This is a genomic window from Streptomyces sp. 130, from assembly GCF_007096885.1.
Classification (GTDB): Bacteria; Actinomycetota; Actinomycetes; order Streptomycetales; family Streptomycetaceae; genus Streptomyces.
This window is the reverse complement of sequence record NZ_VJNO01000027.1, coordinates 1-18,463: the sequence shown is the minus strand read 5'-3', so window position 1 is coordinate 18,463 and position 18,463 is coordinate 1. Positions and strand designations below refer to the sequence as shown.

Annotated in this window: 15 protein-coding genes; 7 read left to right on the top strand and 8 right to left on the bottom strand. The window is 74.2% G+C overall.

Going from position 1 to position 18,463, the window contains the following annotated elements; genetic code table 11:
- The first annotated feature begins 38 nt into the window (after nt 1-38).
- On the top strand, nt 39-959 hold the full coding sequence (locus FKN01_RS21845) for a GNAT family N-acetyltransferase (RefSeq protein ID WP_143623209.1): 921 nt from the start codon (nt 39-41) through the stop codon (nt 957-959).
- Nucleotides 940-1,437 (top strand): DUF402 domain-containing protein, encoded by a 498-nt coding sequence (locus FKN01_RS21840; RefSeq protein WP_143623207.1) that lies wholly within the window; start codon nt 940-942, stop codon nt 1,435-1,437. The genes FKN01_RS21845 and FKN01_RS21840 overlap by 20 nt, the downstream gene beginning before the upstream one ends.
- 13 nt (nt 1,438-1,450) lie before the next feature.
- Here FKN01_RS21840 and FKN01_RS21835 read toward each other — a convergent pair whose 3' ends face one another.
- The 3 genes from FKN01_RS21835 to FKN01_RS21825 form a co-directional block, all read right to left on the bottom strand.
- Nucleotides 1,451-2,929 carry a trifunctional class I SAM-dependent methyltransferase/NUDIX hydrolase/VOC family protein gene (locus FKN01_RS21835; RefSeq protein WP_143623205.1) on the bottom strand — a complete coding sequence of 493 codons (1,479 nt, stop codon included), beginning with the start codon at nt 2,927-2,929 and terminating at the stop codon, nt 1,451-1,453.
- Nucleotides 2,930-3,232: 303 nt separating this feature from the next.
- A complete protein-coding gene (locus FKN01_RS21830; protein WP_143623203.1) occupies nt 3,233-4,243 on the bottom strand; it encodes a DNA polymerase thumb domain-containing protein in 1,011 nt (336 codons plus the stop codon).
- Nucleotides 4,240-7,761 (bottom strand): DNA polymerase III subunit alpha, encoded by a 3,522-nt coding sequence (locus FKN01_RS21825; protein WP_185992936.1) that lies wholly within the window; start codon nt 7,759-7,761, stop codon nt 4,240-4,242. Before FKN01_RS21825 ends, FKN01_RS21830 begins: the two co-directional genes overlap by 4 nt.
- 129 nt (nt 7,762-7,890) lie before the next feature.
- On the opposite strand from FKN01_RS21825, the gene FKN01_RS21820 reads away from it, so the two are divergent.
- From FKN01_RS21820 to FKN01_RS21810, 3 genes are all read left to right on the top strand, one after another.
- Nucleotides 7,891-8,916 carry a DUF3533 domain-containing protein gene (locus FKN01_RS21820; RefSeq protein ID WP_143623201.1) on the top strand — a complete coding sequence of 342 codons (1,026 nt, stop codon included), beginning with the start codon at nt 7,891-7,893 and terminating at the stop codon, nt 8,914-8,916.
- Nucleotides 8,917-8,927: 11 nt separating this feature from the next.
- Nucleotides 8,928-9,479, top strand: coding sequence for a hypothetical protein (locus FKN01_RS21815; RefSeq protein ID WP_143623199.1), 552 nt, complete (start codon nt 8,928-8,930; stop codon nt 9,477-9,479).
- A 135-nt stretch (nt 9,480-9,614) separates the two neighbouring features.
- Entirely contained in the window at nt 9,615-10,100 is a 486-nt protein-coding gene (locus FKN01_RS21810; protein ID WP_143623197.1) for a phospholipase, read from the top strand.
- Nucleotides 10,101-10,172: 72 nt separating this feature from the next.
- Here the strand turns inward: FKN01_RS21810 and FKN01_RS21805 are convergent, their stop codons facing one another.
- The 3 genes from FKN01_RS21805 to FKN01_RS21795 all read right to left on the bottom strand — a co-directional run bounded on the left by FKN01_RS21805 (nt 10,173) and on the right by FKN01_RS21795 (nt 13,312).
- Nucleotides 10,173-11,072, bottom strand: coding sequence for a S1 family peptidase (locus tag FKN01_RS21805; protein WP_143623195.1), 900 nt, complete (start codon nt 11,070-11,072; stop codon nt 10,173-10,175).
- 187 nt (nt 11,073-11,259) lie between these two features.
- Nucleotides 11,260-12,060 carry a DUF1684 domain-containing protein gene (locus FKN01_RS21800; protein ID WP_143623193.1) on the bottom strand — a complete coding sequence of 267 codons (801 nt, stop codon included), beginning with the start codon at nt 12,058-12,060 and terminating at the stop codon, nt 11,260-11,262.
- A gap of 82 nt (nt 12,061-12,142) precedes the next feature.
- Nucleotides 12,143-13,312 (bottom strand): DUF5685 family protein, encoded by a 1,170-nt coding sequence (locus tag FKN01_RS21795; RefSeq protein ID WP_143623191.1) that lies wholly within the window; start codon nt 13,310-13,312, stop codon nt 12,143-12,145.
- A gap of 366 nt (nt 13,313-13,678) precedes the next feature.
- Between FKN01_RS21795 and FKN01_RS21790 the strand changes: the two genes are divergently transcribed.
- Entirely contained in the window at nt 13,679-14,122 is a 444-nt protein-coding gene (locus FKN01_RS21790; protein ID WP_143623189.1) for a cell division protein SepF, read from the top strand.
- 15 nt (nt 14,123-14,137) lie between these two features.
- Here the strand turns inward: FKN01_RS21790 and FKN01_RS21785 are convergent, their stop codons facing one another.
- Complete coding sequence (locus FKN01_RS21785) at nt 14,138-15,349, bottom strand: acyl-CoA dehydrogenase family protein (RefSeq protein WP_143623186.1); 1,212 nt, start codon at nt 15,347-15,349, stop codon at nt 14,138-14,140.
- A 40-nt stretch (nt 15,350-15,389) separates the two neighbouring features.
- Nucleotides 15,390-17,114: an MFS transporter gene (locus tag FKN01_RS21780; RefSeq protein WP_143623184.1), complete on the bottom strand. Its 1,725-nt coding sequence runs from the start codon at nt 17,112-17,114 to the stop codon at nt 15,390-15,392.
- Between the two features lie 467 nt (nt 17,115-17,581).
- On the opposite strand from FKN01_RS21780, the gene FKN01_RS21775 reads away from it, so the two are divergent.
- Nucleotides 17,582-18,463, top strand: an 882-nt coding sequence (locus FKN01_RS21775) for a phosphatase PAP2 family protein (RefSeq protein WP_143623182.1), incomplete at its 3' end; no start/stop codon positions are given.

The following is an 18,463-nucleotide window of genomic DNA, read 5'->3' as shown; positions in this document are numbered from 1 at the left end:
GAGGCGGGCGGGGCCGGGGCGCGGCTAGCGTCCGGCGCATGACTGTCCTCGTACGCGACTTCCGGCCCGCCGACGCCGAGGGGTGGGTGCGGGTGCGGCGCGCCGCCCTCCCGTACATGATCACCACGCCGGAGCAGGCCGTGTCCGATCTCGCCGGGGCCCCGGCGGCCCGGCGGTACCGGATGCTGGTCGCCGAGGAGGACGGCGAGATCATCGGGACGGCGCAGGTGGGCCTGGCCCACGAGAGCCCGGAGCCGGGACTGGCGTTCTGCAATCCCTACACCCATCCGGAGCGGACCGGCCGGGGCGCGGGGACGCTGCTGCTGCGGACCGCCGAGGAGTATCTGGCCCTGGCGGGGGCGACGTCGGTCTACACCTGGGTCCTGGACACGCCCGGCGACCGGGCGTTCGCCGCGAAGCACGGCTACACGCCGAGCCGGCCGGCCCACTTCCTCCGGCTGGACCTGGCGAACGGCTCGCTGCCGCCGCGTCAGGAGCTGCCGCCCGGGGTGGAGCTGCGGACGGGCGCCGACTTCGCCGACGATCCGCGCCCGCTCTTCGAGGCGGACGCCGAGGCCACGGCGGACGAGCCCAGCGACACGCCTGCCCGGCTCGGGGACTACGAGGAGTGGCTCGCCGAGATCTGGCGGGCGCCCGGTCTCGACCACGGCCTCACCTCGGTCGTGGTGGCCGGCGGCGAGGTGGCGGCCTTCAGCGCCGCCCGGACCGACGGGGTGAGCCGCTACGGCTCGGCGATGACGGGCACCCGCCGGGCGCACCGGGGCCGCGGCCTCGCCAAGCTCGCGAAGAACGACTCGCTGCACCGGGCGCGCGCCGCCGGCTACACCGACGCCTACACCGGGAACGACGCCGGGAACGGGCCGATGCTGGCGATCAACCGCTGGTTCGGCTACGAGATCTGTGCCACGGAGGTGCGCCATGTCCGCAGGCTCGGCTGACGCCGGCCTGACCGTCGTCCTGGTCAAGGCCGGGAAGACCAAGATCAGGTATCCGGCGGTCCCGGTCGCCGACGACGGGACCCGGATCACGGTCCGGGCCCCCTGGGCCGCCCCGGGCGTCCGGGACTTCGGCTTCGTCCGCTTCGAGCCGGGCGACGTCTTCACCGAGCACTACTGGCGGAACGCCTGGTTCGCGGTGAAGGAGGTCCGCACCGGCTCGGGCGAACTCAAGGGCTGGTACTGCGACGTGACCCGCCCGGCGGTGCTCCGGGACGGCGAACTGGTCGTGGAGGACCTGGACCTCGACCTGTGGGTGCCGGCCGACCGCTCGGAGATCCTGCGCCTGGACGAGGACGAGTTCGCCGCGAGCGGCCTGGCCGGCCGCGACCCGGAGGCCGCGGCGGCAGCGGCGGCGGCCCTGGACGAGCTGGAGAGGCTGGCCCGCTCCCCGGAGGGTCTGGCCCCGCTGCTGGCCTGACCGCCCGGGCCCCTCAGCGCACCACCAGCTCCACCTCGTACCCCGCCGCGTCCTCCAGGTAGGCGGCCACGCGGTCCTCGCCGCCCGCGTGCGGATGGCGGTCCGGGAAGAGCAGCCGCCAGCCGTGGTCCGGGGCCCGGGCCACCAGCGCGTCCAGGGCGGCCCGGTCCTCGACGTGGAACGCCAGGTGGTTGAGACCGGGGCGCCGCCGTTCGTGCGCCCCGGGGGCCAGGTCGGGCGACTGCTCGATCACCACATAGCCGTCCCCGCGCCGCCAGCTGCGCCCGTGCTCCCACTCCTGGTACGGGACGTGGCCCAGCTCGCCGAGGAGCCAGCCCCAGCCCGGTGTGGCCGCCGCCAGGTCGGGCACCCACAGCTCGATGTGGTGGACCCGCCCGGTGCGGGCGCCGCTCACCGGCAGCGCCACCGCCCGCCGCTCGCCGCCCGGTTCGTACGCGATCGGGTCGCCGTCCTCGTGCCAGTGGACCAGGAAGCGCTCCCCGGCCCGGTAGCCGTCGAGGGCCGCGCGGCAGTACGCGACCATGTCGTCGGGGAGGGCGTCCAGCGGATGCCAGGCGAGCTCGGAGCACTTGTCGGGTTCGCGGTTGTACGGGGGCCGCGCGGGGTCGTACGCCGCCTCGAAGAACCAGCCCGTGCGCGGATCGCCGCCCGGGCCGCGGTGCTGCATGACCAGCGCCACGCGCAGCTCCGCCGGGTCCAGGACGAGGCCGGTCTCCTCGGCCGCCTCCCGGACCACCGCGGCGCGCACGTCCTCGCCGTCCTCCACATGGCCGGACGGGGCGTGCAGCAGGCCGTCCGCGTATCCCGTGCCGGCCCGGCGGGCGAGCAGGACCTCGGAGCCGCGACGGAGGATCAGGTGCACGTCGACCACCTCGGTGTGACGGCGTGTCCCGCGCACGGGGGCCACCAGCGCGTACCGCTCGTCGTCCACGTCCTTGCCCCACAGGTCGCGGTCGCCGGAGAGGCGTTCGTGGTGGACGCGCTCGGTGAGCGGGGCGAGCAGCGCCGTGAGGCGGTCGGCGGGGATTCCGGTGCCGTTCCACACGCCCTCCACCAGGACCAGCCTGCCGCCGGGGCGCAGGAGCCCGGCCCAGTGGCGCAGGACGGCCGCCGGGTCGGGCAGCAGCCACACCACGTGCCGGGCGAGGACCACGTCGAACTTCCGGTCGCCGACGGGCGGCCGGGCCGCATCGCCCACCAACACCTCGGCGCCCGTGCCGGCCAGCTTGGCGCGGGCCCGCTCCACCATGCGCGGCGAACTGTCCACACCGGTGAGCCGGTGGCCCAGGCCGGCCGCGAGCAGGGACAGGCTCCCCGTACCGCAGCCGAGGTCGAGCACGTCGGACGGCCCGGCGGGCAGCCAGCTCGCCAGCCGCCGCGCCCAGGCGGCGCGGACCACCGGGTCGAGCAGCCCGTGGTCGGCCTCCTGGTCGAAGGTGCCGGCGAGGGAGTCCCAGTCGTTCGTCTTCATGATCCGATCGTGCCAGCCGCCACTGACAACGCCCCGTCCCTGACTCTCCTCGCGCGAGCGGCCCCCGAGACGCCCGGGTCGCGCGAGCGGCCCCCGAGACGCCCGGGTCGCGCAAGCAGCCCCCGGAACAGCCGGGTTACGCAAGCGGCCCCCAAGCCACCCAGGTCGCGCAAGCAGCCCCCGGAACGCCCGGGTTACGCAAGCGGCCCCCAAGCCGCCCAGGTCGCGCAAGCAGCCCCCGGAACGCCCGGGTAACACAAGCAACCCCCGAGCCGTCCGGGCCCGCGCGGCCCCGCGCGCCGTTCAGGCCGCCAGCCGCCCCGGCATCACGGCGCGGGGGCCGTACCGCTCCCGCAGCCGGTCCGCGACCGCCTCGATCCGCCGCGCCCGCTCGTCCACCGGGTCGAGGCTCAGCTGCCGGGCCGCCCGCCCGGCCTCGCCCAGCCCCTCCGCGCGCAGCCCGACCCCCCGGACCCGGGCCCGTTGCAGGCCGAAGGAGTCGTGGATGCGGTACGCGAGCGCGGTGAGCTCCGCGGAGTGCGCGGTGGGTTCGCGGAGGGTACGGCTCCGGGTCAGCGTCGAGTAACCGGTGCGGTCGGCGTAGCGCACGGAGACCGCGAGCGCGCGGCACACCTGCCCCTCGCCGCGCATCCGCGCCCCCAGCTCCTCGGTGAGCGACATGAGCGCGCGGCGCTGCCGCTCCGGGTCCAGCTCGTCGCGCGGGAAGGTGCGCTCGGCGGCGACCGAGCGGGCGGCGGCGTTCGGCCGGACGGCGGTGCGGTCGATGCCGCGCGCCCGCTCCCACAGGTCGCGCCCGGTCCGCGCGCCGGTGATCCGTTGCAGGGTGCCGAGCGGGGCCGCCGCGATCCGGCCGACGGAGTCGAGCCCGTACCCGCACAGCGTCCGGGCCGTCGCCGCCCCGACGCCGTCCAGCGCGGCGGCCGGCCGGTCCGCGAGGAAGGCGGCCACCCCGTCTGCGGGCACCACGAAGGTCGTCCCGGGCGCGGCCTGCCGCAGCGCCATCCGGGCCAGCATCGGATTCGGGGCGGCCCCGATCGCGCAGTCCACCCCGTGCAGGGCCAGCGCGCGGACCCGGAACACCGAGGCCAGGCCCCGCACGTCCCGCCCGAAGTAGCGGAGCGCGCCGCGCACATCGGCGAGCGCCCCGTCGGGCGGGGCCGCCTCCACGACCGGGGTGAACGTATCGAGCAGGGCGAGCAGCCCCGCGTACCCGGCGGCGTCCGGGGGGCCGCCGCCGACCCGGCGAAACCGCAGGCAGAGGACGCCGGGCTGCCCGGCCGGCACCCCGGTCATCCCGCGCTCCCCGGGCTCTGGTGCCACAGCTTCCTTCCGGTGGGCAGCCCCTCGCCGGGCGGCTTGAGGTCCGCCCAGGGGTTCATCTCGTAACCGGTGGGCATCCGGATGCGACGCCCGCCCTCACCGGCCGGCTCCGGCCCTTCCGGGGCCCCGCCCTCCGGCTCGGGCACCCGCGCCAGCCGCTCCGCGACCGCGTCGAGTCCGCCGGTGCGCCGCAGCTCGGCCAGCTCCGCCAGGTTCCAGGCGGCCGCGCCGACCACGCTCAGGCTGCGCGCCCCGCGTCGCTGCACCACTCCGCGCACCAGCAGCAGCCAGGAGTGGAAGACGGTGTGCGCGCAGGCGGCGTGGCTGTCGTCGAAGAAGGCCAGGTCGACCAGGCCCGTACCGTCGTCCAGGGTGGTGAAGACGACCCGGCGCCCGGAGCGGACGGGCGGGGTCTGGGTCGCCGCCTTGGCGCCCGCGACCAGCACGGTCTCCCCGTGCCGCGCCTCCCGCAGCCGCTTGGCCGAGACCGCGCCGAGCTCCTTGAGGAAGGCGTGGTGATCGCTCATCAGATGGCGCGAGACGTCCATGCTCAGCACACCCAGTTCGGCGCTGAGCCGTTCCGCCTCGTTGAGGTCGGGCAGACCGACGGAGGCGGTGCGGTGCCCGCCGCCGAGCGGGAGCTGCGCGCCGGAGCCCGGGCCGCGCTGGGCCCGGTGCAGTTCGGACAGGTGGAGCAGCAGGTCGCGGCGGTTGGCGCCGAACGCGTCCAGCGCGCCGACCTGGGCCAGCCGTTCGGCGGCCGGCTTTCCCGGGCGGGCCCGCTGCCAGAAGTCGAGCAGCGAGCCGTAGGGCTGGCCGGCCTCGATCCGGGCGACCTCGGCCTCGCTGATCCCGTGCACGTCCGAGAGCGCGAGCCGCAGCCCCCAGCGCTCCCCCTCACCCCCCTCATCAGACACCAGTTCGATTCGATGGGCCGCCGCCGACCGGTTCACGTCCAGCGGCAGCACGGGCACCCCGCGTCGCCGGGCGTCGGCGAGCAGCAGCCGCTTCGGGTACATCCCGGGGTCGTGGGTGAGCAGCCCGGCGTAGAAGGCGGCCGGGTGGTGCGCCTTCAGCCAGGCCGACTGGTACGTGGGCACGGCGAAGGCCACCGCGTGCGCCTTGCAGAAGCCGTAGCTGCCGAACGCCTCGACGATCTCCCAGGCGCGGGCGATCACCTCCGCGTCGTACTTCCGCGCCGCCGCGTGCTGGGCGAACCAGACCCTGATCCGGGCCTGCGATTCGGGGTCGGAGAGCCCGCGCCTGACCCGGTCGGCCTCGTCACGGCCGCAGCCGGTCATGATGTCGACGATCTGGATGACCTGCTCGTGGAAGACCACCACGCCGTACGTCTCGCGCAGCGGGCCCTCCAGGTCGGGGTGCGGATAGCGGACCGGCGCCCGGCCGTGCCGGGCCTCGATGAACGGGCGGACCATGTCGGCGGAGACCGGGCCCGGCCGGAACAGCGAGATGTCGACCACCAGATCGTGGAAGTTCTCCGGCTGGAGCCTGCCGACCAGGTCCCGCTGGCCCGGTGACTCGATCTGGAAGCAGCCCAGCGTCTCGGCCGTCCTGATCAGCTGGTACGTACGCGGGTCGCCCGGCTCCACGGCGTCCAGGTCCACCTCGCGCCCCGAGGCCCGCTTCACCTCGGCGACCGCGTGCGCCATCGCCGACTGCATCCGTACGCCCAGCACGTCCAGCTTGAGCAGCCCCAGGTGCTCCACGTCGTCCTTGTCGAACTGGGACATGGGGAAGGCCTCGCCGCTGGTGGGCACGACGGGGGTGCGGCGCAGCAGCGAGGCGTCCGAGAGGAGGACCCCGCACGGGTGCATGGCGACGCCGCGCGGCAGCGCGTCCAGCGCCTCCACCAGCTCCCACAGCCTCCCGTACGTCTCCTTGGTCCTCGCGACCTCGCGCAGTTCGGGCAGTTCCTCCATGGCCGCGCGGGCGTCGCGGGCCCGGATGTGCGGGAACGCCTTGGCGAGCCGGTCGGTCTCGGCCGGGTTCATGGAGAGCGCGGCGCCGACGTCGCGGATGGCGTGGCGCACCCGGTAGGTCTCGGGCATGGCGACGGTGGCGACCCGCTCGGCGCCGAAGCGGTCGATGATCGCACGGTAGACGTCGAGGCGGCGGGCCGACTCGACGTCGATGTCGATGTCGGGCAGCACGAAGCGGCGCTTGGACAGGAAGCGCTCCATCAGCAGCCCGTGCTCGACCGGGTCGGCGTGGGCGATGCCCAGCAGGTGGTTGACCAGCGAACCGGCCCCGGAGCCCCGGGCGGCCACCCGCACCTTCATCGCGCGTACGTCGTCCACCACCTGGGCGACCGTCAGGAAGTACGAGGCGAAGTTGTGGTGGGCGATGATGTCCAGCTCGTGGTGCATCCGGTCCCAGTACTCGGGCCTGCGGTCGTAGCCGTGCAGCACCATGCCGGCGGCGGCGCGGGAGGCCAGCACCCGCTGGGCGGTGCGCCGGTGCGCGCCGACGAGGCCGGGCTCCGGGAAGCGGACGGAGCCGATGCCGATGTCGCCCCCGGGGTCCACCACGCACGCCTCCGCGGTGTGCCGGGTCTCCGCGAGGAGCCGCGCCCCGGCACCGGCGCCGAGTCCGGCGGCGGCGGTGATCCGCTCGGCGGTCTCCGCCATCGCGCGGGCGTCCTTCAGCCAGCGCTCACCGCTGTCGAGCGGGGCCCGGCGCGGGTCGACGGGGACGAGCCGGCGGGCGGCGTCGAGCACGTCGGCGACCGGTCCCTGCCCCGGGTCGGCGTACCGGACGGCGTTGGTCAGCACGGCCCGCACGCCCTGCTCGGCGGCGAGGCCGACGGTACGGGCGGCGAGCCGCAGCGAACCGGGCCCGGTGCCGGTCCGCCCGTGGTGGACGGCTTCGAGGCGCAGTCCGTCCCCGTACAGCTCACGCCAGGGGGCGAGGAGGGCGGCGGCCAGGTCGGGGCGGCCCGCCGACAGCGCCCGGCCCACGTCGGAGGCGGGGCCGAGCAGCACGGTCAGCCCTTCGGCGGGCAGGGCGGACCGGTCGACCAGGGGCCGGCCGCCCTCGGGGACGGCGGCGTGGGCGGCGGTGACCAGACGGCACAGCTCGGCCCAGCCCAGGGCGCCGTCGCGGGCGAGGAAGGTGACCCGGGGTGCCGATTCATCGACGAAGACACCTCCCCGGGCGGGGGTGCGGGGGCGCCGGGCGGGCCCGTCCGCCCGGCCCGGTCCCGGTCCCACCGCGAGGTCCGCCCCGAACAGCGGGCGCACCCGTGCCCGCTCGCAGGCCCGGGCGAACCGGACCGCCCCGGCCAGGGAGTCGCGATCGGTCAGCGCGAGGGCGTCCAGGCCGCGCTCGGCGGCGCGCTCCGCCAGCCGCTCCGGGTGCGAGGCCCCGTACCGCAGGGAGAACCCGGAGGCGGTACGCAGATGCGTGAACCCTGGCACCTGCACCTCCTGAACCGATTCGTACGCGCTGCCCACCCCCTCGCTCTCCACCATAAACCAAGTTTCGAACACTCGTACGATACTCCGCGCCCGCCCCTCTCCCCCGGTCACGCACCCCTCCCCTTCCGCCGTTCGGCCGCGTCCCGACTGCGCGCGCGGGGAGCAGCCCGGAGCGTGGGGGGCATGACTTTCGCCGACGAGGTGAGGAACGCCGTCACTCCCCGGGCCGCTCTGCTCGTCATCGGGGTGCTGGCGCTCCAGCTGCTCTTCATCGCGTCCTACATCGGGGCGCTGCACCACCCGAAGCCGACGGACGTCCCCTTCGGCGTCGTCGCGCCCCAGCAGGCGTCCGCCCGGCTCGTCGCCGAGCTGGACGGCCTCCCGGGCGGCCCGCTCGATCCGCGTACGGTCTCCGACGAGGCCACCGCCCGCCGGCAGATCCTGGACCGCGAGATCGACGGGGCCCTGATCGTGGACCCCCGGGGCACGAAGGACACCGTGCTGGTCGCCTCCGGCGGGGGCACCGTCCTGGCCACCTCGCTGACGAAGATCGTCAAGGAGGCGGAGGCCGCCCAGCGGCGCACCGTGCGCGCCGTCGACGTGGCCCCCGCCTCCCGTCAGGACTTCGACGGGCTGTCCGCGTTCTACCTGGCGGTGGGCTGGTGCGTCGGCGGCTATCTGTGCGCCTCGATCCTGGCGATCAGCGCGGGCACCCGCCCCGCCAACCGGCAGCGCGCGCTGATCCGTACCGGGGTCATGGCGCTGTACGCGATCGCGGGCGGCATCGGCGGCGCGCTCATCATCGGCCCGGTCCTCGGCGCCCTGCCCGGCAGCATCTGGGGGCTGTCGGGCCTGGGCGCGCTGACCGTCTTCGCGGTCGGCATGATCACCCTCGCCCTGGAGGGGCTCACCGGCATCGTCGGCATCGGCCTGGCCGTCCTGATCGTGGTCATCGCGGGCAACCCGAGCGCGGGCGGCGCCTTCCCGCTCCCGATGCTCCCGGACTTCTGGCGCGCGATCGGCCCCGCCCTGCCCCCGGGCGCCTCGACCTGGACGGCCCGCTCGATCGCGTACTTCCGCGGCAACGCGGTGACCGGACCCCTGCTGGTGCTGTCCGCGTGGGCGGTGGCGGGCACGGCGGGGACCCTGCTGACGGCGATGCGGCGGAGGCCTGACCGGCCGGCGGCGACGGAGGCGTCCCCCCGTTAACATCGGCCCCCATGATCACACTGGCCGTCACCATCGGGCTCACGTTCGCCGGCTACGCCCTCACCTATCTCAACGGGCTGCGCCTCGCGCAGCGCCAGGAACGCCTCGCCCGGGTGAACCGCCAGCTCGGCGAGTTCTACGGCCCTCTGTTCGCCCTCACCGAGGCCAACAGCCGCATCTTCGCCGCGTTCCTGGAACGCAACGCCCGCCCCGGCGGCAGGTCCCCCTTCGACCACGGGACACCGCCCACCGAGGAGGAGCTCGCCGAGTGGCGGCTGTGGGTCACGACCGTCTTCCTCCCGAACATCCGGGCCATGCGCGATCTGGTCCTCGCCCACGCCGACCTCCTGAGCGAGCCGGCGATGCCACCCTTCCTGCTCCAGCTGTGCGCCCATGTCTCGGGTTACGAGATCACGGCCGCCCGGTGGTCGCGGGGCAGCCATGAACAGCACCTCTCGGTCGTACCGTTCCCCAGTCAGGAGATAGCCGCGTACGCGCGCAAGGGCTTCGCCGAACTGAAGAGGGAGCAGGCCCGCCTGCTGGGACGGCGGCACGCCCGCTGACGCGTACCCCGCACGGCGCACAGCGCCGAACAGCCACCGCACGCCCCTAGGCGTGACAGGTGCATGGCGGCATCCTGGAGCGACTCGCGCACCCGTGAGCCGCTCCAACCGCCCCTCGCCCCACGGAGGTTGTCCATGCGCCGACGCATCGCCACCCTGCTCGCCGCCCTCGGGATGTCACTCCCGCTCGCCCTGCTGCCCACCGCCTCCGCCTCGGCGGCCCCCGCGGACAAGCCCCAGGTCCTCAGCTCCTGGACGCAGACGAGCGCCGCCAGCTACAACGCGTGGAACTCCGCCCGCAACAACAAGGGCGCGTGGTCCGCGTACGGCTTCGACTGGTCGACGGACTACTGCAGCACCTCGCCCGACAACCCCTTCGGCTTCCCGTTCCAGACGGCCTGCGCCCGCCACGACTTCGGGTACCGCAACTACAAGGCCGCGGGTACGTTCTCCGCCAACAAGGCCCGGCTCGACAGCGCCCTCTACGCGGACCTCAAGCGCGTGTGCGCCGCCTACTCGGGCGCCACGCGGACCTCGTGCGACGCCACGGCCTGGACGTACTACCACGCGGTGGACATCTTCGGCGTGGCACCGGCCGGGGCGGGCGCGGCCGGCGGCTGACCGGCGTCCCGCCCCTCTCGCGCGCATGGCCCCCGGCGAACCGGGGGCCATGCGTCCGTACGGGACCGGACGTCAGTTCAGGCTGACGCCGTACGCGCTCAGCGCCTCGGTGACCGGCTGGAAGAACGTCGTACCGCCGGAGCTGCAGTTGCCGCTGCCGCCGGAGGTCAGGCCGATGGCCTTGCTGCCGGAGTAGAGCGGACCGCCCGAGTCGCCGCCCTCGGCGCACACGTTGGTCTTGATCATGCCGTAGACGACATCGCCGTTGCCGTAGTTGACCGTGGCGTTGAGCCCGGTGACGGTGCCGCTGTGGGTGCCGGTCGTGGAGCCCCGGCGGGTCACGGACATGCCGACCGTCGCGTTGGCCGCGCCCGTGATGGTGACGCTGCCGACCGTGCCCGGGTGGGCGAGCGCGGTGTTGTCGTAGCGCACGATTCCGTAGTCGTTGCCCGGGAAGCTGGAGCCGACCGTCGGGCCTATGTAGGTGCTGTTCGAGGAGTTGGTGTACCAGGGCGGGTTGCCGTCGGTGCAGTGACCGGCGGTCAGGAAGTAGTACGTGCTGCCGCTGTGGACGTTGAACCCGAGGGAACAGCGCCAGCCGGGGGCGTAGATCGCGTCGCCGCCGGAGAGCAGCTTGTTGAACTTGCCCGGGGTGCGCTCGATGCGCAGGGCGCCCGCGTTGCCGCCCGCGGAGTCCTTGATCTGCTTGATCTCCGCCGCGGAGACCGTGCTGTCGACCGTGACCACGACCTTCCCGGTCTTCTGGTCGACGCTCCACGCGGTACCCGCGATGTCGGCGCCGAGCACGGCGTCACTGGCGGCGGCGAGCTGGTTGGCGCTGTACGTTCCGCTGGAGCTGGCCTGGGCGGTGGGGGCGGCCAGGGCGCCTACGGCCACCAGGCCCGCCGCGATGGCGATGGCCCGAGTGCGTCTGGCGGTACCGCTGAGGGGGGTGGTGCGCTTGATCCTCACTGTCATTCCTCCCGAGGGGAATCGGGGGCCCGCCTGTGGGGTGGTCGGGCCCGTGAGGCGCAGTCAGGTGCCCGGCGATCCGTCCGCATTCCGGATACGCCGTGCTCCTGACAAGCGCTGCTCGGGAGTATTCAAGGCGTCAACTTCTGGCGCAAGGGCGCCTTTTGGCCTGAGCCCGGCAGCCGCCTCAGCCGTCGACCCGGTTCCGCTCCCCCGCGGCCACGGCCACCGGAAGGGTGTTGCCCGGCGGCGGGAAGGGGCAGATGAAGTGGTCAGCGAAGGCGCACGGCGGCAGCAGTGAGCGGTTGAAGTCGACGGTCACCGCGCCGTCGGCGTCCGGCGCGGCGGGCCGCAGGAAACGGAAGCGGTAGCTGCCGTTCCCGCTGGTGGCGTCGGCGAAGACGGCCCAGAGCGAACCGTCCGGCTCGACGGCGACCCGGAGCGTGTGCCCGGCCCCGTCCAGCTCGAAGGCGATCTCCCCGGCGAGCCCGAGTCCGCGTTCGACACCGTCGGCGTTCTCGACCCGGACGGAGCGCGCGTCCGGGTACGGGCGGAAGGTGCCCGGCACCGCCCAGCGTGGCTCGTACGGGGTCGCGTCGATCGCCCGGAACGCGCGCCGCGCCGGCGATTCGGGGTCGAAGACCCGGACCGCCCACAGGCCCTCCCGGCTGAGCACGACGAGCCTGCGCCCCTCGTGCGCGACCCGGGAGGCGTCGACCGGACCCCGGTCGGCGCCGAGCCGGACCTCGCCGGCGAAGGGCTTCCCGTCGACGGTCAGCCGGTCCTCCGGGACGGCGTCCAGCGCCAACGCGCCGTCCACCTCGCGCCACCGGCCCGGGACGGCCGGAATTCGCCCCTCCAGGTAATCCGCGAGCCAGTGGGTCCCGGTGAGGGACAGCGGACCGTACGGCGCCGCGACCGCGGCGGTCCGCTCCTCGCGCCAGCGCTCCCAGTCCCGCGCTGCCTGCTGCTGTGCGTGCGTGCTCATGGTGGTCAACCCTTCCATACGGGGGGCGGCGATCCCGTGACGCGGCCACCACGCGGCACCGGGTCCCGCGGGTGACACCGCCTCAGCAGTCGCACCCGCAGTCACAGCCGTCGCTGCAGCTGCAACAGTCGCAGCAGTTGCTGCACGCCTCGCAGCCGTCACAGCAGTCCCCGCAGTCGCACTGGCTGCACAGCCCTTCGCGCCGCTGACGAGACCAGGGGTCCTCGAAGGTGCCACAGCACATCTGGCAGGTGCAGGCGAGCCCCGCCCACACCAGGCAGCCCATGACGAGACCGCGCCGGTCGCGCGGCGGCTCGGGCGGCCGGGGCCCGGCGGGCCCGCCCGGTCCGGTGGGCGCGTACGGGTTGCCCGGCGGCGGCCCGAACGAGCCCGCGGGCGCCGTTCCTGACGGTTCGCCGGAGGCGGCCGGCGGTCCGCCCGCGCGGTGCGAGCAGACGTCCGTGGCGAAGGCCCGGTCCACCGAGCGCCGCAGTTCGTGGGTCAGCAGCACATGGGCGAGCCGGCCATCGGTGAACTCCGCGTCCGCCAGCGCCAGCCGTACGCCCCTCAGCGCGTCGTCGCACAGCCGCCGGGCCTCCGCGCGCGAGGTGCCGGTCGCGGTGAGCGGGTTCCAGGCTCCCGACGCCGCGTCGGCCTCCTGGTCCTCCACCGCGTCCAGCAGGTGCGCGAGGCGCCCGAAGAGGCGTCCGGCCTCGGCGAGCGGTTCGGCGTTCTCCGGCTTGCCCGCGAGGACGGCGGTGTGCGCGAAGGCCGCGGCGGTGGCGGTCTCGGTGGGCTCGGTGACCGTCAGCAGCGGGGTGCCGGGGCCCGCGAGGAGCTCGATGCCGGTCTGCCGGTCGACCGCGTCGACCAGGACGGCGGTGTCGAAGCCGAGCTGGGCACCGGTGCGCGCCCCGGCCCGGTCCCAGCCCGCCGCGACGCGGCGGGCCGCCGCGGCGACCGGGCGGCGCGCCAACAGGCCGTCCCGGTCGGCGACGTGGTCCCGCACCTTCGCCGAGGCCAGCACCAGCGAGACGGCGGCGGCCAGCCGGGCACCCTCGCCGCGCGCGACGGGCGCGGTGCGCATGGAGCGCAGCGGGCAGGGCCCGGCCGTCCGGCGCTGTGCGGGGGTGCGTTCGGCCTGAGCCTCCGTCAGGACCGAGACGATCAGGCCGTCGTAGTTGGTGACGACCCGGGCGAACTGCCCGTGGTCGGAGCGGAGCGCCAGACAGAGCCCGCAGAGGTGGGCCATCCACTCGGTCCTGAGCCTCTCGGAGAGGCGGTGCGTACAGGGCCTGACTATTCCGAACACGGCCGTCCCCCGGGTTTCGTTCGCGGTGTGCGCCGCGCTCGGGCGCGGACGCGACGGCATCGTACCCAGCGTCCCGTTCACCCGTACGCCCCCCATGTCACCCGTACGGCCCGGAGATCATATTTTCTTTCTTCAGCACCCTTTACCGGGGCGAAAGCTGACGAATCGCCACATCATGTGCACCAGTACCGTCACGAATGCCCTGCGCGCCGCCTATCCACTTGGCGCACGATCCGCATCATGGACGACCATAGGGATACGAAAGAGATGCGGAACACCAAGGAACCGCGGTGAGAGGAGGCGTCCATGGGATCGGTGCGCAAGGCGAGTGCCTGGCTGGGCCTCGTAGAGGACAACGACGAGCGGTACTACGAGGACGACGAGTACGCCGAGGGTGCACGGACCGGCACCGGTCAGGCGTGGGTGACCGATCCCCGGGTGCGGGTGGCCTCCGAGTCCGCCGAGGAGACGGGCCGCCGGATCGCCACCGTCACCCCGGACAGCTTCCGGGACGCCCGGGCCATCGGCGAGCTCTTCCGGGACGGTGTCCCGGTGATCATGAACCTCACCTCCATGGACTCCGCCGACGCCAAGCGCGTGGTGGACTTCGCCGCGGGCCTGATCTTCGGACTGCGCGGGTCGATCGACCGCGTCGCCACCCGCGTCTTCCTGCTGACCCCCGCCGACACCCAGGTGATGAACGGCGAAGCCGTCGGCCGGCCGGCCGACGGCTTCTTCAACCAGAGCTGACCGCCCTCCGGGCGCTCATCGGAACGCGTCCAGGCCGGTGAGCGCCTTCCCCAGCACCAGCTGGTGCATCTCCACGGTCCCCTCGTAGGTGAGCACCGACTCCAGGTTGGTCGCGTGCCGCATCACCGGGTACTCCAGCGAGATCCCGTTGGCACCGAGGATCGTGCGCGAGGTGCGGCAGATCTCGATGGCCTCCCGCACGTTGTTCAGCTTCCCGAAACTCACCTGCTCCGGGCGCAGCCGCCCGGCGTCCATCCGCCGGCCCAGGTGGTGGGCGAGCAGGATGCCCTTGTGCAGCTCGACCGCCATGTCGGCCAGCTTGGCCTGGGTGAGCTGGAAACCTCCGATCGGCTTCCCGAACTGCTCCCGGGTGCGCGCGTAGTCGACGGCCGCCTCGAAGCTGGACCGGGCCGCGCCCATGGCGCCCCAGACGATGCCGTAGCGGGCGTGGCTCAGGCAGCTGAGCGGTCCGCGCAGCCCGGTGACCCCGGGCAGGACGGCGTCGGCGGGCAGCCGCACCTCGTCCAGGATCAGTTCGCTGGTGACCGAGGCGCGCAGCGACCACTTGTGCCGGATCTCGGGGGCGGAGAAGCCCGGCGCGTCCGTCGGGACCACGAAGCCCCGGATGCCGGTGCCGGCCGGGCCCTCGTCGGTCTGCGCCCAGACGACCGCGACACCGGCGACCGAGCCGTTGGTGATCCACATCTTGCGGCCGTTGAGCACCCAGTCCTCGCCGTCGCGCTTGGCGTACGTGCGCATGGCGGCCGGGTCCGATCCGTGGTCGGGCTCGGTGAGGCCGAAGCAGCCGATGGTCTCGCCCGCCGCCATGCCGGGCAGCCACCGCCGCTTCTGCTCCTCGGAGCCGTAGCGGTGGATCGCGTACATCGCGAGGGAGCCCTGTACGGAGACGAGCGAGCGGATGCCGGAGTCGGCCGCCTCCAGCTCCAGGCAGGCCAGCCCGTACTGGACGGCCGTCGCACCGGCGCAGCCGTAGCCCTGGAGCGACATGCCGAGCGCGCCGAGGGCGCCCAGTTCGCGGGCCAGCTCACGGATGCCGGGCAGCTCGCCGTTCTCGTACCACTCGGCGATGTGCGGCAGGACGCGGTCGGCGGCCCAGGTGCGGACGGTGTCGCGGATGGCGAGGTCCTCGGGGCTCAGCAGGTCGTCGACGCCGATCGGATCGCGGGGGTCGAAGGGCGGGGGCGGCGAGGACGGGGCGGTGGACATGAGGGGGTGCCTCCGGCGGGGTGCTCGAAAACTAGCAGCGTTAGTTACGGTGCCGGGCCGACGTTACGACCCGGTGTGCCGGACGTCCAGGGTGCCCGGCGCCCGCCGCCCCGCCCGGCCGGCGCCGCGCCGGCACCCGCGGCGGCGCGTCCGGCCGGTCCACGGCCTCGCGCGCCGGCGCGTCCGGGCGCTCCACCGGCTCCCGGGGCTCGCAGAGCTTCGGGGCGCACTCCATCGCCCGGGGCAGCCGCAGCGCGGCCAGCGCCCCGAGCAGCAGGAGCCCCGCGCTGACCAGCAGGGTCACGTGCAGCCCGGCGATGAAGGCGTCCCGGGCCGTGGTGCGCAGCACCGCGCCGAGCGGCCCGCCCAGGTGCGTGGCCTCCTGGTAGGCCTCGCCGAGCGAGTGGGCGGCCCCGGCGGCTGCGGACGCGGGGACGCCGTCGGCCCGCAGGCCCGCGAGGCCGGGCGTATAGGCGGCGTTCATCACGCTGCCGAGGAGCGCTATCCCCATGCCGGCGCCCAGCTGGTAGGAGGTCTCCCCGATGGCCGCCGCCCCGCCCGCCCGGTCGGCGGGGGCCTCGCTGAGCATCGACTCGTAGGCGCCGAACAGCGTCGTCTGGAGGCCGAAGCCCAGGGCCACGAAGGCGACGGCCAGCAGGGCGGGCCGGTCGTCCCGGCCCATCACGGTGAGCGTCAGCACCGAGGCGGCCGTCACGACGAAGCCCCAGCCGACCATCCGGCGCGGCCCGATCCGGCGCAGCGTGTGGGAGCCGGTGGCGCCGGCGGCCATCGCGGCGAAGGTGAGCGGCAGCAGCCTGAGGCCGGTCTCCAGGGGGCTGAGGCCCAGGACGAGCTGGAGGTACTGGACGGCGACGAGCTCGAGGCCGACCAGGGCGAGCATGGCCAGGACGATGCAGCCGACGGCGGTCGAGAAGGCGGGCCGGGCGAACATGCCGATGTCGATCAGCGGGTGGGTGCGCCGTTTCTGGCGGCGCACGAAGGCGACCAGCAGGACGGCGCCGAGCAGCAGCGGCAGCAGGGTCGCGAGGCCGGCCACGTCCTCACCGGTGCCGGCCCGCTTCACGCCGAGGACCACCCCGAGCACCCCGGCGGCGGCCATCAGCGCGCCGAGCACGTCCCAGGGCCCGTCGTCGTTGCCCCGGGACTCGGGGAGCAGCAGCCGGCCGACTGGGAGGATCAGCGCCATCAGCGGGATGTTGACCAGGAAGACCGAGCCCCACCAGAAGTGCTCGACGAGGAAGCCGCCGATGACGGGCCCGGTGGCGGCGCCGACGGCGGCCACGGCGGACCAGACGCCGATCGCCACCGCCCGTTCGCGCCGGTCGGGGAAGACCTGGCGCAGGATCGAGAGGGTCGCGGGCATGATCATCGCCCCGCCGACGCCGAGCAGGGCCCGCGCCGCGATGAGCACCGCCGCGCTGCCGGCCAGGGCGGCGACGGCCGAGGCGGCGCCGAAGAGGGCGTAGCCGAGCAGCAGGACGCGCCGGCGTCCGAACCGGTCGCCGAGGGTGCCGAAGAGGATCAGCAGCGAGGCGCAGACGAGCGGGTAGGCGTCCACGATCCAGAGCAGTCCGGCGGCGCTGGGCCGCAGGTCCTCGGAGACGGCGGGGACGGCGACGTGGAGCACGGTCGCGTCGAGCGCGACGAGCAGCAGACTGAGGCAGAGGACGACCAGGACGACCCAGCGGTTGGCACCGTCGGCGGCTGCGCGCGGGCGGATTCGGGCGGTGGGCGTCCCGGACATGCATCTACCTCCCAGATGGTCCCCTCGCTCTCGGCGGGCCCACGGGACGCGGCGTCCGGGCCCGGCGTCGACGGGCGAGTGATCCGTCAGCGTACGCGAGTTCGGCTGGGCCACACGTGGCCCATCTCATACCGCCCGACCCGCCTCGGTGTGGCGTACGCCACTGCGCGCGCCGCCCGGCGGCACCGTACGACCCCCCACCCGAAGCCGTACGGTAACCGGACTGACACCCTCCGTTCCGCTTCGCCACGCTACGGACAAACACACTTCGAGATCCCTTCGGAATTCTCGCAAGCGTCAGCGAATTACTTGTCGAACAGGTATCGCATAATCGGCCGAAAAGAATAGGGGAGTTATTCAGGCAACCTAGAAAAACCCGGCGGCTGAGACATACTCCACATCACATCGTCATCACAAAGCGCCCGGATCGACAGGCGCGCCCACTCACTCCCTGTAACGTCGATTGGGTGCGTACCGACATCTTCGCCCGGCTGGACCGGGAGCCGGAACCGCCGAAGATAGAGACACCGCGGATGAGCCGTCACCGCATCGCTCTCTTCGGCGGGACGTTGGCGTTCTATCTGGCCATCGTCATTGCCGTGCTCATGTCGTCCTGGCTGGTGGCCCTGGACTGGAAGGTCATGCTCTTCCGGCCCTACCAGCAGTGGCCCGAAATCCACGCCGCCCTGGACTACTACGTGGTCCTCGGCCAGCGCGGGCCCACCGCGGTCATGGTCGCCTGCTGGCTCGGCTGGCGCTCCTGGCGGCAGCACACCCTGCGTCCGCTGCTGACGCTCGGCGCCTCGCTGCTGCTGCTCAACCTGACGGTGGGCGCGGTCAAGATCGGCCTCGGCCGGCTCGGCCCGCACTACGCGACCAGGATCGGATCGGCCGAGCTCTTCGCCGGCGGCGATATATTTCCCTCCGGCCACACCGCCAACGCCGTCGTGACCTGGGGCATCCTCGCCTATCTGGCCGCCACCCCGAGGGCCAGGCGCTATCTGTCGGCCATGTCCGCCATCGTCTCGCTCGGCGTCGGCCTGACGACGGTCTACCTCGGTACGCACTGGCTGAGCGACGTGCTCCTCGGCTGGGCGGCGGGCCTGCTGATCCTGCTGGGCCTGCCCTGGGTGGAGCCGCTGATCACCCGGGCCGAGAACTGGATCTTCGCCGCCCGCGCGCGGCTCGGCGCCCCCGGCAGCCGCCCGGTGCCCCCGGCACCCCCCGCCGAGACCCCGGCGCCCGCGCCGGCCGCGCAGCCGCCCGCACAGCCGCCCGTCGAGGAACCGACGGCCCAGGGCCCGGCCCGCGGCCAGGCCGGGCGCCCGCCGGCCGCTCGCGGCCGGCGG

Excerpts from the sequence above, each read along its gene's own strand:
- FKN01_RS21830 (WP_143623203.1), bottom strand. The coding sequence starts at position 4,243 with ATGACCGGGGTGCCGGCCGGGCAGCCCGGCGTCCTCTGCCTGCGGTTT.
- FKN01_RS21780 (WP_143623184.1), bottom strand. The coding sequence starts at position 17,114 with ATGTCCGGGACGCCCACCGCCCGAATCCGCCCGCGCGCAGCCGCCGAC.
- FKN01_RS21810 (WP_143623197.1), top strand. The coding sequence starts at position 9,615 with ATGCGCCGACGCATCGCCACCCTGCTCGCCGCCCTCGGGATGTCACTC.
- FKN01_RS21815 (WP_143623199.1), top strand. The coding sequence starts at position 8,928 with ATGATCACACTGGCCGTCACCATCGGGCTCACGTTCGCCGGCTACGCC.
- FKN01_RS21790 (WP_143623189.1), top strand. The coding sequence starts at position 13,679 with ATGGGATCGGTGCGCAAGGCGAGTGCCTGGCTGGGCCTCGTAGAGGAC.
- FKN01_RS21835 (WP_143623205.1), bottom strand. The coding sequence starts at position 2,929 with ATGAAGACGAACGACTGGGACTCCCTCGCCGGCACCTTCGACCAGGAG.
- FKN01_RS21785 (WP_143623186.1), bottom strand. The coding sequence starts at position 15,349 with ATGTCCACCGCCCCGTCCTCGCCGCCCCCGCCCTTCGACCCCCGCGAT.
- FKN01_RS21825 (WP_185992936.1), bottom strand. The coding sequence starts at position 7,761 with ATGGTGGAGAGCGAGGGGGTGGGCAGCGCGTACGAATCGGTTCAGGAG.
- FKN01_RS21840 (WP_143623207.1), top strand. The coding sequence starts at position 940 with ATGTCCGCAGGCTCGGCTGACGCCGGCCTGACCGTCGTCCTGGTCAAG.
- FKN01_RS21795 (WP_143623191.1), bottom strand. The coding sequence starts at position 13,312 with ATGGCCCACCTCTGCGGGCTCTGTCTGGCGCTCCGCTCCGACCACGGG.
- FKN01_RS21845 (WP_143623209.1), top strand. The coding sequence starts at position 39 with ATGACTGTCCTCGTACGCGACTTCCGGCCCGCCGACGCCGAGGGGTGG.
- FKN01_RS21820 (WP_143623201.1), top strand. The coding sequence starts at position 7,891 with ATGACTTTCGCCGACGAGGTGAGGAACGCCGTCACTCCCCGGGCCGCT.
- FKN01_RS21800 (WP_143623193.1), bottom strand. The coding sequence starts at position 12,060 with ATGAGCACGCACGCACAGCAGCAGGCAGCGCGGGACTGGGAGCGCTGG.